General features: G+C 32.0%; 11 protein-coding genes. 10 read left to right on the top strand and 1 reads right to left on the bottom strand.

Features of this window, described 5'->3' with window-relative positions:
- Positions 1 to 23: 23 nt before the first annotated feature.
- The 4 genes from A8975_RS09610 to A8975_RS09595 all read left to right on the top strand — a co-directional run bounded on the left by A8975_RS09610 (position 24) and on the right by A8975_RS09595 (position 6,263).
- Positions 24 to 995: a type IX secretion system membrane protein PorP/SprF gene (locus tag A8975_RS09610; protein WP_129760686.1), complete on the top strand. Its 972-nt coding sequence runs from the start codon at positions 24 to 26 to the stop codon at positions 993 to 995.
- A gap of 166 nt (positions 996 to 1,161) precedes the next feature.
- The gene (locus tag A8975_RS09605) at positions 1,162 to 3,891 is read left to right on the top strand and encodes a PQQ-dependent sugar dehydrogenase (protein WP_134200120.1); all 2,730 of its coding nucleotides are present in this window, start codon (positions 1,162 to 1,164) and stop codon (positions 3,889 to 3,891) included.
- Between the two features lie 98 nt (positions 3,892 to 3,989).
- Positions 3,990 to 4,784, top strand: coding sequence for a sulfite exporter TauE/SafE family protein (locus A8975_RS09600; protein WP_134200118.1), 795 nt, complete (start codon positions 3,990 to 3,992; stop codon positions 4,782 to 4,784).
- A gap of 63 nt (positions 4,785 to 4,847) precedes the next feature.
- Positions 4,848 to 6,263 carry an MBL fold metallo-hydrolase gene (locus A8975_RS09595; RefSeq protein WP_134200116.1) on the top strand — a complete coding sequence of 472 codons (1,416 nt, stop codon included), beginning with the start codon at positions 4,848 to 4,850 and terminating at the stop codon, positions 6,261 to 6,263.
- 37 nt (positions 6,264 to 6,300) lie between these two features.
- Here A8975_RS09595 and A8975_RS09590 read toward each other — a convergent pair whose 3' ends face one another.
- Positions 6,301 to 7,299: a metal-dependent hydrolase gene (locus A8975_RS09590; protein ID WP_134200114.1), complete on the bottom strand. Its 999-nt coding sequence runs from the start codon at positions 7,297 to 7,299 to the stop codon at positions 6,301 to 6,303.
- A 131-nt stretch (positions 7,300 to 7,430) separates the two neighbouring features.
- Between A8975_RS09590 and A8975_RS09585 the strand changes: the two genes are divergently transcribed.
- The 6 genes from A8975_RS09585 to A8975_RS09560 all read left to right on the top strand — a co-directional run bounded on the left by A8975_RS09585 (position 7,431) and on the right by A8975_RS09560 (position 15,813).
- Positions 7,431 to 7,769: a DUF4870 domain-containing protein gene (locus tag A8975_RS09585; protein WP_129760691.1), complete on the top strand. Its 339-nt coding sequence runs from the start codon at positions 7,431 to 7,433 to the stop codon at positions 7,767 to 7,769.
- A gap of 216 nt (positions 7,770 to 7,985) precedes the next feature.
- Positions 7,986 to 10,817 (top strand): histidine kinase, encoded by a 2,832-nt coding sequence (locus tag A8975_RS09580; RefSeq protein WP_243832970.1) that lies wholly within the window; start codon positions 7,986 to 7,988, stop codon positions 10,815 to 10,817.
- A 3-nt stretch (positions 10,818 to 10,820) separates the two neighbouring features.
- Entirely contained in the window at positions 10,821 to 11,573 is a 753-nt protein-coding gene (locus A8975_RS09575) for a LytR/AlgR family response regulator transcription factor (protein ID WP_134200110.1), read from the top strand.
- A gap of 141 nt (positions 11,574 to 11,714) precedes the next feature.
- Entirely contained in the window at positions 11,715 to 12,938 is a 1,224-nt protein-coding gene (locus A8975_RS09570; RefSeq protein ID WP_134200108.1) for a hypothetical protein, read from the top strand.
- 192 nt (positions 12,939 to 13,130) lie between these two features.
- The gene (locus tag A8975_RS09565; protein WP_134200106.1) at positions 13,131 to 15,194 is read left to right on the top strand and encodes a T9SS type A sorting domain-containing protein; all 2,064 of its coding nucleotides are present in this window, start codon (positions 13,131 to 13,133) and stop codon (positions 15,192 to 15,194) included.
- 76 nt (positions 15,195 to 15,270) lie between these two features.
- Positions 15,271 to 15,813, top strand: coding sequence for a hypothetical protein (locus A8975_RS09560; RefSeq protein WP_134200104.1), 543 nt, complete (start codon positions 15,271 to 15,273; stop codon positions 15,811 to 15,813).
- Positions 15,814 to 15,851: the final 38 nt, after the last annotated feature.

The following is a 15,851-nucleotide window of genomic DNA, read 5'->3' as shown; positions in this document are numbered from 1 at the left end:
TCTTTTAATAAAAAAGGAATTTCATGAAAAAAATTATAAAATACATTCTGTTTTTAGTAGTCATAAATGGTTATGGACAAGAGTTGAATTTGCCAGTTTGGACACAGTATTTAGCCGACAATAGTTTTGTTATCTCACCAACCTATGCAGGAATTGGAGATAACTTTAGAATTAGAGCCAACGGATTAACACAATGGGTTGGTATTAAAGACGCCCCAGATAATCAAGCGCTTTATGCCGATTTTAGAATTGCAGACCGTTCAGGAGTTGGTTTGTCGTTATACAATGATAAAAACGGAAATACACGTCAAAAAGGAGTTAAATTCTCTTTTGCGCATCACCTTATTTTAGATTATAAATCTAAGCAATACCTGTCATTTGGTGTTTCTTATAATATTAATAGCTTTAGAATTGATATTGAAAATTTTGAACCTACTTACGAAATTCCTATTGTAGATCCAAGTATCACTGATGATAGAGCAATTAATAACAATAACTTTGATATTGGAGCCTTATATAGATATAAAGGATTTTATTTTAGCTTAAATGCTAACAATATTCTTGAAAAAGAAATTGATGATTTTGTTGGAATAGAACCAAGTTTACTTTTAAACTTTCAATTATATTCAGGTTTAATCATTCAGAGTAAGCAAAATAAAAGAGTAGAGTTTGAACCGTCTGTTTACTATCAACTATTCAATAGTGATAAGCGTTCAAGTACTGATATCAACTTCAAATACCGAAAGTATAACAGAAATGAAGATTATTATTGGGTTGGAGCATCCTATAGGTTTCTTAACGACCAGTTTTTTAAACCTTTAAATATTGGTCCTATGGCAGGTATCATGAAGTCAAAGTTTTATTTTGCGTATTCCTATCAGTTTACAATTAATGATTTGGCTGGTTATAATTCAGGGACACACAGTATAACTGTTGGGTTTGATTTTCTACAAGGAATTAGTAACTGTCCATGTGCACAAAACCCTGTACATTAACGTTAGGTGTTATGTGTTGGAAATTAGTGAATTATTGTTAAAATGTGGTTGTTTAAAGCCTATTTAAACGACTTATCGAGATTATTTATTTTCCTTAATTTTTTATCCCTACATTTGGATTAAGATTAATAGCAAATCATTTTATTTTAACTTAAAGTCACTAGACATGTTTTGCTATTATATTAAGTCTTATTCTAAGACTATTCCGTTTTTAAGCTTCTTTTTCTTACTTGTTAGCTTTTCATTTTCGCAAACGCCTATTTTTTCACCAGCTATGACAGTTACAGAATTAGGCTCTGTAAATTCTCCAGCAAATGAAACTGTAGAAAATATTATTGATGGTTCAACATCCACTAAGTTTTTAGATTTTAATTATGCCGATGGTATGGGCTTTACAGTTGATTTAGGTGCAAACCCAAAAGCTGCATCATCAATATCGATTACTACTGCAAACGATTCTCCTAATAGAGATCCTCAAAATTATACTGTTTCAGGTTCAAATAATGGAACTGACTTTACACAAATCGCTTCAGGATCCATTCCTTGTGTAGGAACTAGATTTCATCAAAGAACATTTAATTTTACAAATTCAACATACTATCAATACTATAGAATAAATTTCACTACACAATGTGGTTCTGATAATAGTATTCAATTATCAGAAGTACAATTGTATTCAAATACACCAACACCTACTTACTATCACGAGACAGTGCAAACAGGCTACAATACCATTATGGGAGTAGTGTTTAATAATGATGGTACTAAAATGTTTGTTTGGGAAAAAAGAGGGCATGTTTATGTATCTAATTGGAATGGATCTACTTATGTAAAACAAGCAACACCAGTTTTAGATATTTCAGATGAAGTAGGAGATTGGAGAGATTTTGGGTTTCAAAGTTTTTGCTTGGACCCAGATTTTGACAATAACGGATTGGTGTATATGTATTATATGGTAGATAGAGAACATCTTATGAATTATGGAACTCCAAATTATGATCCAAACGATAATGATTATTACGAAGCTTCTATAAGTAGATTAACACGCTATCAATTAAATATAGGAAGTAACCCATTAACAACTGATTATACATCAAGAACTGTGCTTTTAGGTGAATCGGTTTCTACTGGAGTACCATTAACACATGAGTCGCATGCTGGAGGGACAGTTATTTTTGCTGATGATGGAACTTTATTGGTATCAACAGGAGATAATGCAAGTTACTCAAATACTGATGTTGGAAGTGCTAGCGAAACATATTATCAGCAAGCTATAAATGATGGTATTATGCGTCCAGAAGAAAATGTTGGAGCTTTCAGAAGTCAAATGATTACTTCACTTTGCGGAAAAGTATTACGTTTAGATCCTGCTACAGGAGATGGAGTGCCTTCTAACCCTCACTTTAATGCTTCAAATCCTAGAGCACCAGAATCTAGAATGTGGGCAATGGGGTTACGTCATCCATTTAGAATGTCACTTTTACCAGGAAGTGGAAGCACTAATTCTGCTGATGGTAATCCTGGAACCATATTTGTTGCTGATGTTGGTTGGAACACATGGGAAGAGTTACACATTTTTGATAAAGGAGGCTTAAATGGTGGTTGGCCTTTGTATGAAGGACAAACACAACTTAATAGTTATTATAATAGTGGAGCTACAAATCCTGATGAGGGTAATGCTCTTTTTGTAAGTAACTGCCCTCAACCAACCAATTGGACTGATAACGCTGATCCAGCAATGAGACGTTTTGTACATGACAGACCAGAAGTAGTTTGGAGACATGGTAGTACAAATGATGCACGTGTGCCATGGTTTAATGGAACAACTCCAACTGATCCTAGAGTAGGGACTACAGGAGCTCCTACAACTGGAGTTCAGTTTAGAGGAAATACTGCCATAACAGGTGTTTATATTCAAGGAGACGCACTTGGGAGTTCTATGAATGGTAAGTTTTTGTTCACGGACTATGTAAGAAACTGGATTAACACTGCAACATTAACTGATGGCTCCCAAAACTGGATAAGTGATATTTCAGAATTAGCACCATTAAATACAGGTTTAGGAATTGTTCATATGTATCAAAACCCTTTAGATGGTTTTGTGTATTATGTTAATATTTACATAGGCGAGTTGCGTAGAATTACATTTGTTGCACCTCAATGGACCAATGAACCAACTGATATGACTGTTACCTGTGATGGAACTTCAGATCCAGGAGGCGCATTTGCGACTTGGCTTAGTAGTTTTTCAGGTACAGTGTCTTGTGGAGCTGCAACTATAACTCATAATAGTACAGGCTTAAGTGACTTATGTGGAGCAACAGGTTCAGAAACTGTTACATTTACATTGTCTGATGAATGTGGAAATAGCATAACTAAAGACGCGACTTTTACTATTGAAGATAACACAAACCCTCAATGGGATTCGACACCAGCTAATGTTACTGTAGAATGTTCAGCTAGTGCTAATGCTGATTTTCAATCTTGGTTAGCTAGTTTTTCTGGAACCGACAACTGTAGTAGCGCAACTGTGACTCATGATAGTGATGGCACACTTGGTTGTAATGCATCTGAAACTGTAACATTTACTTTGTCTGATGATTGCGGAAACTCGGTTAATGTCCAAGCAACGTATACAATTGAAGAGACCTTAGCAATTAATTCTGCAGCGCAGGAGCAAGTTGTAATGTATCCAAATCCTACAGACGGAAAACTGTTTTTTAAAGGACTGAAGGCTAATGGCAAAATTGAAATATATAACTTAACAGGTCAGTCTGTATTTGAGTCTGAAATAGCTAATAATGTTCCAATACAATTAGAACTTCCTCTTGGTCTTTACTTAGTTAAGATAAAAACTGAAAACTCTACTAGTGTTAAAAAACTAGTGATAGAATAAAACAAAACTATTAGTACATATTCATCATTTCGCTTTTGTAACATTAGTTGCCAATAAACTAATATATCTATCTTATTTTTGTCTCATATTAATAAGATATGGATTTGTTATTGTTTTTTGAATACTTTGGAGCACTAGTTATTGGTCTTATACTTGGCTTAATTGGTGGAGGAGGTTCAATATTAACAGTGCCTCTTCTAGTTTATTTATTAGGCTATAACCCAGTTGTAGCAACTGCATACTCTTTGTTTGTTGTTGGTTCTTCTTCGGTAGTAGGTGTTGTACAAAAACATCAAAAACAGCAAGTAGATTTTAAAACAGGATTACTCTTTTGTTTTCCTTCGTTTTTGGCAGTTTATGCTTCTAGAAGATTTTTAGTTCCTAATATTCCAGACGTTATTTTTAGTACTAGTAGTTTTTCAATTACTAAAGATATGCTCATAATGGTGTTTTTTGCTTTGGTAATGTTGTTTGCTTCTATTTCAATGATAAAAAATAGAAGAGATACTCAAACCGAATTTGTGCCTCAACCGTATTATAAAACCTTTATTCAAGGATTGGTAATTGGTACTGTAACTGGATTGATAGGAGCAGGAGGAGGTTTTTTATATGTTCCTGCGTTAGTATTATGGTCTGGGTTGTCCATGAAAAAAGCAGTAGGAACATCATTAGTAATCATAGCAATAAATTCGTTGATAGGTTTTCTTGGAGATATGCAAACGCTAGTAATTGATTGGAAATTTCTTATTACATTCTCTCTAGTAACTATTGCAGGAATTTTACTTGGAGGCTATTTTTCAAAGTATGTATCTAATAAAAAACTAAAAAAGAGCTTTGGTTGGTTTGTACTTATCATGGCTGTTTACATAATTATAAAAGAGTTTGCAAAGTAATAGACAGCAAATGTTATTTTTGCAAAACTGTAAAATATTTAAAGACATTAAAACGTAAAGACTATGAAAATAGAACAAATATATACAGGTTGTTTAGCACAAGGTGCTTATTATATAGAAAGTAATGGTGAAGCTGCTATTATAGACCCTTTAAGAGAAGTGAGTCCATATATTAAAAAGGCAGCTCAGGATAATGCAAAGATTAAGTACATTTTTGAAACACATTTTCATGCCGATTTTGTTAGCGGTCACGTTACACTTTCTAAACAAACAGGAGCTCCAATAGTTTATGGACCGCTTGCAAATCCTGCTTTTGATGCAATAATTGCTGAAGATAATCAGGAGTTTAAAATAGGAGATATTTCAATAATTGCTCTACATACTCCAGGGCATACCATGGAGAGTACAACCTATTTATTAAAAGATGAAAACGGTAAAGACCATGCGATTTTTAGTGGTGATACATTATTTTTAGGTGATGTAGGTAGACCAGATTTAGCTCAAAAAGCTGGTGATATTACCAAAGAAGATTTAGCAGGTTTCTTGTTTGATAGTTTAAGAAACAAAATCATGCCTTTATCTGATGATGTTATTGTTTATCCAGCGCATGGAGCAGGTTCAGCATGTGGTAAAAACATGATGAAAGAAACTGTTGATACTTTAGGAAACCAAAAGCAAATGAACTACGCTTTACGTGCAGATATGACAAAAGAAGAGTTTATTGCTGAAGTGACTGATGGTTTATTGCCTCCACCTCAATATTTTCCTTTAAATGTGAAAATGAATAAAGAAGGCTATGATGATATTGATGAGGTATTAAAAAGAGGAACAAAAGCATTGTCTCCTAATGCCTTTGAAGTTTTGGCAAACGAAACAGGAGCAATCGTTTTAGATGTTCGTCATCAATCAGAATTTGTAAAAGGCCACATCCCACGTTCAATTTTTATAGGTATTGATGGCGGTTTTGCACCTTGGGTTGGAGCGCTTATTGCTGATGTTGAGCAACCAATTCTTATCGTTGCTGATAAAGGTAGAGTAGAAGAAACTGTAACACGTTTATCTCGTGTTGGTTTTGATAATACTTTAGGCTATTTAGAAGGCGGTTATGAAGCTTGGGAAGCAGCAGAAAAAGAAACAGATACTATTGAATCTATTTCTGCAAATGAATTTAAAAATAGAATGGAAGCGAATACCATTCCTGTTTTTGATGTTAGAAAAGAAGGCGAATTTTTAAAATCACATTTACCAACTGCACATTTTACACCTTTAGATTATCTAAATCAGCACTTAGCAGAATTTCCTAACGAAGAGACCTTTTATGTGCATTGTGCAGGAGGGTATCGATCTGTTATAGCAGCTTCAATTTTAAAGAGTAGAGGTATTCATAATTTAGTTGATGTAGCTGGTGGATTTGGAGCAATAAAAAAATCAGGAATTCCAGTAACTGATGAGGTTTGCCCTAGTACATTAAAAAAATAGAAAGATTAAATCGGTATGGTAATATGCTATACCGATTTTAATTTCCTTTAATGCGTTGCCATAATGCATTGAGCATACTTTTAGCATCACTTCTGTCTCTTGGTTGCTCAATAAAATTTACAGTCCCATCTGTATGTTTTTCTATTAAAAATTGAAACACAAAATCGTCCGATTCTGGTTTTAAATTCAATAGTCCAAAGCGTAAATCATTAAAATATAAGTTTCCGTTTTTCTGAGAAATGCTGTACCAACCTTCAGTAATGGCAATCATTCGTTGTACTTTCTCATTATGTTTTAAGTCATCAATTAAATGATGATTTTTTTCATATATAGAAAACGAGATTGGTTGTGAGTCAAAAAACGAATAGTCTCCCAATAAATAAACATCTTTAGTATCTATATTAGCATTCCAAAGTATTGTGTTTAAAGGCGATGGTCTTGTATCAATATCTATATAATCAATATTTTGATTGTTCAATGCTTGTTTAAATTGGGAAAATGCAGCCCATTTTAAGAATAAAGTAATAACAAGGTAGGTTGAACTTAAAATTAAGCCAAGTCTATTAAAAAATTGCCGTTTAGGATTAGTTCTTCTGCTGAAAAGTGCTAAGAGTAAACACACTAAAAAAGGTAAAGTGTAGATAGGGTCTACTACAAAAATGTTTTTATAAGCAAGTCGTAAATCAAAAGGCCAAAATAATTGGGTTCCCCAAGTGGTATGTGCATCTAGTAAAGGGTGTGTTATAAAAGCCCAAAAGAATAACCATGACCAAGATTTAAAGCTTTTAAAGGATTCGATTTTTGAAACCAGCCAACCAAAAATAGGTGCAAATACAATAGAAAATACTATGGAGTGTGTAAACCCTCTATGAATTTCTAAAGCTGATACTGTATCGGTAAAATTAGAGGCCAATACATCCAAGTCTGGAATAGTGCCAGCAATTGCTCCGTAAAGCATAGCTTTGTTACCAACTTTTTTTCCTAAAACTGCTTCACCAACAGCAGCACCTAAAACTATTTGAGTAAGTGAGTCCATAATATTATCACAAAACTATTTAAAATTGGATTGTCTTTTTATAAAATGGGTCAATAATATTTTTTATATTAAAGGTGTAACATTCTTGATTTTTCAGCGTCAAATAAGTATCAATCAAAATTTACACCATCATGAGAGAAGATAGACAACTTATAGTAATAACACATTTAAGTCAATTATTGTGTTTTATTACTGGTTTTGGAAGTTTAATTGTTCCGCTTATAATTTGGATAACTCAAAAAGAGAAAGTATTTCAAATGGATGCTCATGGAAAAAACATAGTAAACTTTCAAATTAGCATGATCCTTTATGCTTTATTATGCATTCCTTTAATTTTAGCTTTCGGATTAGGTATATTAGGTTTTATAATACTTGGCATTATTTCATTAGTTTTTCCTATCATAAACGCTATTAAAGCAAACAATGGAGAAACTCCAACATACCCTTTATCTCTTAGTTTTATTAGTTAGTTATATTTTTTATAGAGGTAAATTAAAAACGCTCACTATATAGTGGGCGTTTTTTTATATTTAGAAAAAAATAAGGTAGTTACAGAAAAATAAGACGCTCATTGTGAACATAAATATTAAGTTTGTTAATTGATATTTATGTGGCGTTATATTAAATACATATTATTTTTATTGTTACCAGTTTTTGTAGTTGCTCAAAATCCGGTGACACAGCACATGTCTAAAGTATCAAATCTTCCTGATGTTGAGTTTTATGATATTCTAGAAGATCACAACCACTATATCTGGCTTGCTGCTGATAAAGGTTTATACCGTTACAACGGAAATAATTACCAAAAGTTTACAAACCCTAGTCAAAAGGCAAATTCTTTATTTCAATTAAAATTAGATGAAAAAGGAAAACTTTGGTGTAGTAATATTTACGGGCAAATTTTCTATGTTGAAAACGATACATTATACCTTTTTTATGACGCTAGTAAGCTTGTAAAAGGGCAGTTGTCACCTTTTGAAATTACCAATACATCCATACGCTTATTTACTGTAGATGGTATCTATGATATTAATTTAAAAGACAAAAACGCCATCAAGCTTTTTGAAGGTATGTCTGTTAGTGAGAGTACTCACAATGATTTGTCCTATGTCATTAAAATGAATGCAAGTAACAGACCTTCAAAAGAAAAACAGAACTGGTATCAAATCAAAGATGACCAGATAAAACTGCTTAAAACACTCACGTCTAAATACAGAATGCAGTCACCAAAGGTATACGCTTTTAAAAATAGTGCGCTATTAAATTTTAAAGAACAAGGTAAAAATCAACTTTATATTTATAAAACTGAAATAGAAGATGTTTTAAAGCTGAAGACACCTAAATCATTAGAAGATTTAACCATTTATAACATCACTTCTTTAAATAATGACTATTGGTTTTTAACAACATCTGGTGTGTTCATTTTTCAACTAAAAGATCAGCAATTAGTTTTAAAAGAACAATTGTTTAGTAACGAGTCTGTAACCGATGTATTGGTAGATTTTAATAAAAATTATTGGTTTACAACATTAGACAACGGTGTTTTTGTGTCTTCTAATCTTAATATTAGACAGCTTAATTTAGAACAAGCAAAAGATAAAATTACCGCAGCTTGTGCACTAAATAACAATCAATTTTTATTAGGTACAAATAATGGTAAGTTGTTGTTTTATAATACAAACGGTATTTTTAAGACGCTTAAATTACCTGGATCAAAAATCATAGGTAATTTATTTTTTGATGCATCACAAAACCATGTGATTGTTAGTATTAATGCATCAGAATCTTATAGTGTAGATTTAAATCTGTTCACTATTAAAGACCAAAAAAATAAATACTCTGTTGCAAAAACATTTACAAAAATTAATGATGAAAATCTCTTCTATGGAAGCTACAAAGAAGCCATAATATATAACAAACCGTATATTTCAGATTCTACAAGAGTTATTAGAAAAAGCAGAGTAAAGGCATCTGAAATATTAAACAATCAGTTATTTGTTTCTTTTATTGATGGCTTATATCAGTTTGATGTTAATAATTTTCAGTCAAAAGAAATTAAGCTAGATAACGAAAGTATTTTAGTAAACTCAATCGCTAAAATAAACGATGCTATTTGGTTGGCAACACAGCACAATGGCTTGTTGTGTTTTAAGGATGGTCAATTAATTTCTAGACATGATGCGCTGCCAAAGCAAGTGCAAATAAATACATTAAAATCTGATGGTGAATTTTTATGGATTTCTACCGAAGAAGGGTTTTATAAGTTTCATCCCAAAACCAATCAAGTAAGGCGTTTAAACACCCAAGATGGATTAACATTATCAGTAGATAAGTTTATTATTCTTGAAGATTATTTGGTGTCTGTTTTTCCAAATTCATTGTACGTAATGCCCAAAAAAAATACGCTTTTTAAGGCTTTTAAAACCTCTAAAGTTCGGATAACATCCGTTCAAGTAAATGATAAAGATACGGTTGTAAATACCAATTACAATTTACCTTACGATTATAATAAATTACGATTCGATTTTAACTCAAACGGATTTCAATCTAATAAACATGTTAGCTACAAATACCGTATAAAACCAATTGATACCACGTGGCGAAACGTGCCTTTAAATACGCATTTTGTGGTGTTTAACAGCTTGTCTAGTGGCGATTATATATTTGAATTACAAGGTCAAAATATTAGTAGTAAAGACGTACAATTTGCAAGTCCTATTACCTTTACTATAGCTAAACCATTTTGGGAAACCTATTGGTTTTATGGTTTGATTTTGGCATCCGTTTTCGGATTAATTTGGCTGTATTTTAAATGGCGATTACAACAAAAAGAACAACAACGCATTGCTGAAGTTGATAAAATTTTAATCGATAAAAAAATCACGAATTTAAGGTTAGAAAATCTGCGTTCGCAAATGAATCCGCATTTCATTTTCAATGCTTTAAATTCTATTCAAGATTATATTATTTCTAATGAAAAGGAATTGGCAAGCTCGTATTTAGTGAAGTTTAGCCGATTAATCCGCATGTATTTAGATTATAGTCAGCAAAACGAAATTACTTTAGAAGAAGAATTAAACGCTTTAAAACTGTATTTAGAATTAGAAAAAGTGCGTTTTGAAGATGAACTGGAATATACTATTTCAGTTGATAATCAGTTAAAAACAAAACAGATAAAAGTACCGTCATTATTCATTCAACCGTACGTTGAAAATGCTTTAAAACACGGATTACTACACAAATTAAACGACCGAAAATTACATATTGAAGCGAAAATTATTCAGCACAGTAAATTAGAAATTACGGTTGAAGATAACGGAATTGGTCGAGAGCAATCGGAAAAATTAAAACGACCAAACCAACAACACAAACCGTTTGCTACTAAAGCCAACGAAGAACGTGTGCACTTATATAAAAACAAATTAAAACGTGACATAACTATAACTACCAACGATTTGTATGACGAAAACGACGTTGCTGCAGGTACAAAAGTGATCATCACGATGCCAATACATTAAGATATGAAAGCGATCATTATAGACGACGAAAAACGCGCCAGACATTTACTATCAAACTTACTAACCGAACATTGTGAAAGCATCACAAGCATTGAAGAAGCGCAAGATTTAGCGTCTGGTGTAGACTTGATTAAAACCAGTAAACCAGATGTTGTTTTTTTAGATATTGAAATGCCAAATCAATCAGGATTAGATATTTTAGAATACTTTCCAAATCAGATTGATTTTAAAATCATTTTCGTAACGGCATACAACCAATATGCAATTGAAGCTTTCAAACTGTCGGCTGTAGATTATCTATTAAAACCAGTGGACACAACCGAGTTAAAAGAAGCTGTTACAAAAGCTGAAGAAGCCATAAAAGCCAACAATTTAAATGACCAATTAAACAAGTTACGCGACTCGTTAAAGCAACTCTCAATGGACAAAATTGCTTTAGAAATACCTAAAGGCATCATGTTCGCATCGCATAATGATATCGTCTATTTTGAAGCCGATGGTATGTACACCAACGTACAACTTATGGATGGTAAACAAAAAACCATTTGTAAACCATTAAAGCACTTTGTAGAGCAATTGGAACACAACGCGATGTTTTTTAAATGTCATCGTTCGTATTTAATCAACTTAAAATATGTTGATGAATTGGTTAAAGACGATGGCGATTATTTACTAATGAACAATCAAAAACGAATTCCAATTTCAAAATCTAAACGCGATCAATTTTTAGAAGTAATTAAGGAAACGTTTATGTAGTTTTTCAGAGCATTATGTCTTTCAGAGCAAAGCGATGTATCTCGAAAATTCCTTCAGAAAAAAAATCCTCGGTTTTAGAAAAATCCAAATTAAGAATGGTTGTTTAGGTGCTTATTTTGAAGCCCACTAAACACAATTCTTATGAAAAAAATAGTTCTATTATTTGTATTGGCATTATGCTACACAACGTCGCATGCGCAATTTGGTAAAATGTTAAAGAAGAAAGCCAAAGCAGCAGTAGAGAAGAAGTTAGATAAAAAAGAAAGTAGCAATTCATCTTCAAAATCTGAAAACGCTTCAGGAATGGTTGGCAGTTCTTCAACATCTAATCAAAATGTATCAAAAACAGAATATACTGATGAAGAATTTAAAGCAGAATTAGCCAAAAAATATCCAAATGACCAAGAGAAACAAGATTTATACTATCAAAAATATCTTGAGAAAAAGCAACAAGAAGCAGATGCTAATAAGCCTAAATCAGCTAATACAGTAAGTGATGAGTTTTTATACATGTCATATCCATTTGCAATGACAAAAGGTATGAGCGCAGTTGGTGTAGATCGTGTAAAGTTAAGACGCCAAATGACAGACATGGGCGATAATGTAGACTTATTGCCTGCACAAGATCCAGATTATGCATGGTTACGCTTTTTAACAACACCAGAACTAGTAGCTATGTCACCAGAAGGATATATTGGTTACGAGTTAGTTTCAGGAATGTTTACAACCAAAGTAGGCGCGGACCGATCGCAAACTTTAGAGCTTGGTACAGGCATGCCAATTTTAGTAAGAGGCATGTTAATAGCAGACGACGTATTTGTAATTTACGCCGCATCTCACCAAGGCGGACACGCATTTAATGTACCATCGTACATGCATGAAAAAGATATTACTATTTTAAACGTGATAGGTAAAGGCGATCAACAATTTCATTTAGAGTGGTTAGAAAAAGCGAAGCCAATTGTAAAGGAGTTTGAAGCAACGTTAAAAGCCAATTATGATGCAGCTGCAAAATCAACTATGGATGCTATAAAGATGCCAAAAGCAGGTAGCATGAATAGTAATGCTTCATTAGTGAGTTTTGCTAAAGAAAATGTATCTAAAACCATTGCAAAAGATGGTGCAAAACTTCTAAAGATAAACATAGAATCTAACGACTGGAGTATTGTAAAAAACAAATATACAGGTCGTATTTTATACCGTTGGATAAAAGGTGCTTTCACAGAAAAAAATAAAAATAACGACTGCTATTTACAAGGTTTTTTAATCAAGCAACAGTACAATGGTAGTGGTTATGGCAGTTCACAATTCGGTGGAATTATTCACGGACAAATGCCATACGGACAAAAAATGAATTGCGAATAATTAATATACGCTAATAACCCATAGTTTGTAAAGTCTGCTTATTAAGCAGGCTTTTTTATTTGATTAAAAGTGTAAGAATAATCTTTATTATTTATTCAGAAAGAAATTAGAGCTATTCAGAAAAAAGCACATTGAAAACCTTATATGTAGTAGTTGTTTTGTGGTTGAAAATAAAAACAAATCTCAACTACAATGAAAAAAACATTACTCTTATTTACAACCTATTTATGTTTGGGTGTTTCTGCAATTTTCGCTCAAAACGTAAACATTCCAGATTTCAACTTTAAAAATTATTTGTTAAACAATACTGCTATTAATACAAATTCTGATACAGAAATTTCGGTAGCTGAAGCGCAAGCTTTTACAGGAACAATATCGGCTACAAGTCTAGGAATTACAGACTTAACAGGAATTGAAGCTTTTGTAAATATAACTACATTAGAAGTATATTCAAATATACTAACATCATTAGATGTTAGTAACAACACCAGTTTAACACGATTACATTGTGCAAATAACCAAATAACAACAATAGATGTTAGTAATATTCCAACATTAAATCAAATTCATTGTCAAAATAATCAGTTGGTAGAATTAAATTTAGCTAATGGTAACAATCCTAATTTTACATACATGAAATCTTATGGAAACCCAAATTTAACGTGTATTCAACATGATCCTAATTACACACCTTCGTATACTAATGCTGGTCAGTACGCACAAGGATGGACAAGAGATGCAAACTCTAGTTATTCTTCAAATTGTAATTATGGACCTGTTTATGTAGATGCGAATGCAACTGGAGCAAATGACGGAAGTTCGTGGATTGATGCATACACAACAATTGATGCAGCACTAGCTGTAGCTGGTCCTAATAGAAATATTTGGGTAGCAAAAGGTATTTATAAGCCAACAGCTCAAAACACGCCTTTAGAAATAAATGATACTAGTATTTCTATTTTCGGTGGTTTTGATGGTACTGAAACTCAACTGTCAGATAGAGATTTAACACTAATAAATACAACTAATGCGACTGTTATTACAGGTGATATGAATGGCGATGACGTTGATGGTGATTTTACTTCTAATAAATCTGATAATGCCGATAGATTAATTGTAGTTGATGCTACAAACATTACTATCGATGGTTTTATTTTAGAAAATATTTATGATACATCAAGTAACGCGCATACTGAAGATAATGGAGTTATTTATTCAAAATATTATGGTGCTTCTACTTGGATTGAAAACTTGAGCATAAAAAACTGTAGCTTTAAAAATAACTATAGTAATGATTTTTTAATAAAAGGTATTGGACTAAAAGATAATTTCAAACTTTACAACGTAAGTTTTACAAACAATGTAAGTGTGGGGCAAAGTATTATTTTATTACATACAGATCGTTTTAATGATATTTATGCAGATTTTTCTAACGTACTGTTTGCTGATAACCAAACCAAGTTTTCTGTTATCAATGCATATAGAATTCCTGATGGGTCATTTACAAACTACAGAGAATTAGATTTAATAATAACTAATTCATCTTTTATAAATAATAATGTAGTAAACGTCAATAATACATCTTATGGTCAGGCTATTATCATGGGATCTGAAAATACTTGGGGACATTTAGAGATAAACAACTCTATCTTCTTTGGCAATACGTTAAATGGAACTTACGCAGATAGAGATATTTCTTTTGGTACTCAGGGAAATCATTATGAATTAGTAATTAATAATTCAATAACTCAAATTACAAACAACGGAGGCGCATCTGGAGCTTATGCAGCACCATCATTTAATAATGTTCAAGATTTAGATCCAAACACTGTGTCTCTTAATTTAAGTGCAGATTATAAACCAACATCAAGCTCGTCTTACATTATAGACCAAGGAAATAATTCTTTATATGATACTACTTTATTTGGCGATTTAGATTTATCAGGTAATGATAGAATATTTAACAGTACAATAGACCTTGGTGCTTTTGAATATGATTCAACATTAGGAATTGATGATTTGTCTTTAAATACAAATTCAGTAAAACTATACCCAAACCCTGTAAGTGACAGGTTATTTATTAAATCTACAGAGCAAGTTGAGAACGTGTTTATTTACACTATTAGCGGACAGTTAGTAAAGCAAGTAAATGAAGTTAATAATGGAATTAATGTAGCTAATTTACCTTCAGGATTATACATGATTCAAATTAAAACATCTAAAAGAACTATTAATCAGAAGTTTCTTAGAAACTAAGTTGATGTTATATCAACTTGATTTAGCGCTCACTTTTGTGGGCGCTTTTTTTAAAAAACTATTCAAAACAAAAACTATGAAATATTTAAAAACAATCATACTCGTAATGTTTACTATTGTATTGACTTCTTGTTCATCTGATGATGATTCCAATACTTCAGAAAGTAATTTTATTAAAGTTGGTGAATCTTCTTTTGAGATGAAAGCAGCATTAGTAGAGCCATCATTTAATTCGGTTTTTTTAAGTTTAACAAATAAAACTGAAGCAGAAATTAATGCTTCTTTTTCAGGAACAACACTAAATAATGTCGATTATTTTACTGCAAGAATCAATCATTTTGATCTTACTCCTGGAGAAACTTACGATCTAGATGACATTTATAGTTTAGAATTTATTGTTAATGGAGATGTTTTTAATTCTGAATTTGAAAACGGTTTCAGTCAATTTTATAAAAGTGGAAGTAACGCTGATTTAGAAGTAACATCAGGACATATAACAGTAATTGACTACTCAGTAGATAATATTACTTTGTCTCTTGAATTTGAGAGAGCTGATGGTGTATTGGTATCAGGAACGTATAATGGCTCATTCATCTATTTGGATGATACTAATAATTAAAAGTGTTACTATTAATTATAAAAGAGGGACTATAATTT

Origin of the sequence: Meridianimaribacter flavus, from assembly GCF_004366715.1 — a bacterium.
Classification (GTDB): Bacteria; Bacteroidota; Bacteroidia; order Flavobacteriales; family Flavobacteriaceae; genus Gaetbulibacter_B; species Gaetbulibacter_B jejuensis.
This window is presented reverse-complemented; position numbering and strand designations above follow the sequence as displayed.

Coding starts and splice junctions, on each gene's coding strand:
- A8975_RS09585 (WP_129760691.1), top strand. CDS start 7,431: ATGAGAGAAGATAGACAACTTATAGTAATAACACATTTAAGTCAATTA.
- A8975_RS09570 (WP_134200108.1), top strand. CDS start 11,715: ATGAAAAAAATAGTTCTATTATTTGTATTGGCATTATGCTACACAACG.
- A8975_RS09565 (WP_134200106.1), top strand. CDS start 13,131: ATGAAAAAAACATTACTCTTATTTACAACCTATTTATGTTTGGGTGTT.
- A8975_RS09600 (WP_134200118.1), top strand. CDS start 3,990: ATGGATTTGTTATTGTTTTTTGAATACTTTGGAGCACTAGTTATTGGT.
- A8975_RS09595 (WP_134200116.1), top strand. CDS start 4,848: ATGAAAATAGAACAAATATATACAGGTTGTTTAGCACAAGGTGCTTAT.
- A8975_RS09590 (WP_134200114.1), bottom strand. CDS start 7,299: ATGGACTCACTTACTCAAATAGTTTTAGGTGCTGCTGTTGGTGAAGCA.
- A8975_RS09580 (WP_243832970.1), top strand. CDS start 7,986: ATGTCTAAAGTATCAAATCTTCCTGATGTTGAGTTTTATGATATTCTA.
- A8975_RS09610 (WP_129760686.1), top strand. CDS start 24: ATGAAAAAAATTATAAAATACATTCTGTTTTTAGTAGTCATAAATGGT.
- A8975_RS09605 (WP_134200120.1), top strand. CDS start 1,162: ATGTTTTGCTATTATATTAAGTCTTATTCTAAGACTATTCCGTTTTTA.
- A8975_RS09560 (WP_134200104.1), top strand. CDS start 15,271: ATGAAATATTTAAAAACAATCATACTCGTAATGTTTACTATTGTATTG.
- A8975_RS09575 (WP_134200110.1), top strand. CDS start 10,821: ATGAAAGCGATCATTATAGACGACGAAAAACGCGCCAGACATTTACTA.